Annotated in this window: 2 protein-coding genes; both read left to right on the forward strand. The window is 60.1% G+C overall.

Annotated features, from left to right (window positions below):
- Nucleotides 1–92 precede the first annotated feature (92 nt).
- A complete protein-coding gene (locus C9413_RS32200; protein ID WP_170251575.1) occupies nt 93–407 on the forward strand; it encodes an EthD family reductase in 315 nt (104 codons plus the stop codon).
- A gap of 623 nt (nt 408–1030) precedes the next feature.
- A partial coding sequence (locus C9413_RS32205; protein WP_170251577.1) for a DUF4147 domain-containing protein occupies nt 1031–1278 on the forward strand: 248 nt, incomplete at its 3' end.

Genomic DNA, 1278 nt, shown 5'->3' on the forward strand with positions numbered 1-1278 from the left:
CTCACGCCAGATACGGGTTGTGGCTTTACGAGGCGTGCACCTAGACGGCCCCTTGGGGCCCCCTGGAGAGGCGTAGGGGCGGGGCCCGGACAATGAACAAAATGAGCTCCTCTTACCCGGCGGATGGCGGCTGGAGGTTGGTTACCGATTCCACCCGCCCCCGCCACATGCCACTGATCCAGGAACGGCTCGGCGATGCCTGCCTGCGCTACGAGATCGATAAGGGCCTTGCGGGTCGCGAACCTGGAAGCGCGCCGCAGTTCGTCGCGGCGTGCCACGTCTACTCGCCGACCCTGGCGATATTCCAGGAGGCGTTAGGTCCCCACCGCGCGGAGATCGCCGCGGACGTGGCCAACTATACGGACATCGCGCCCATCGTGCAGATCAGCGAAGTCGTTGGAGGGTAGGGCTTCGGCGCGTCAGGCGTAGCCGTCGAACTTTCCGGGATCGGCTCAGTGCTGGCGCACCTGATCCATGGTGACGTAGCCGGTGCCGAACCGGTCGACGATCGGGAACACGGGGGTTGCCGTTGAAGCGAAAACTACCTTGCTCTCGTCAAACTCGGCTCAGCCAAAATCTGGATGCGCTTTATGAGTCGGTGACCTAGACTAGTCCACTTTGTTTGATAGCGACCGCCTGAAACAACGCCTGATGGGGTGTGAATAACCGGCCAGAGAGATCAGTGCGTTTGAGTGTTGGGCGGTGTCTGCACTGAGCCTCGGTCCGTGCAGCCAGCCCGTCGAACGCTAGGGCTCCGTGACATAAGCCTCAGCGCCGCTTTGAGAAACCTTCACGAAGTCACGGATCCTTGTCTTGGCAGTAAGCGTAAAGCCGGCACGAATGTCGTTCCTAGCGGATGATGCGATTTTCTTAAGGTCAACGACAACCGGGGATCATGCGATCGATGCGTTCTCGCGAATACACAAAATTGGTCGAACCTGCCTTGCCTAAGCGAGCAATCTCTTGGAAGCTGCTGCTTGAAGACAGGACGTGTTAACGCGTCCGGCAATGCAGATTCGAAAGATTACTTGTGGCTGTTTCACCCCCCCGCACCTTTTTGACATCGCTGTTTCACGCCGCTGTCCGTGCCGCCGATCCCTTGTCGGGCATCAAGGCGCATCTGCCTGCGAAGCCAAAAGGCCGAACGGTGGTGATCGGCGCGGGCAAGGGGGCAGCGCAAATGGCTCGCGCGCTTGAAAGCGTCTGGGACGCGCCGCTCGATGGCGTGGTCGTGACGCGCTACGGCTACGGCTGCGAAACAAAGAAGATCGACATCAT

It is taken from the genome of Rhizobium sp. SEMIA 4085, assembly GCF_013004495.1.
Classification (GTDB): domain Bacteria; phylum Pseudomonadota; class Alphaproteobacteria; order Rhizobiales; family Rhizobiaceae; genus Rhizobium; species Rhizobium gallicum.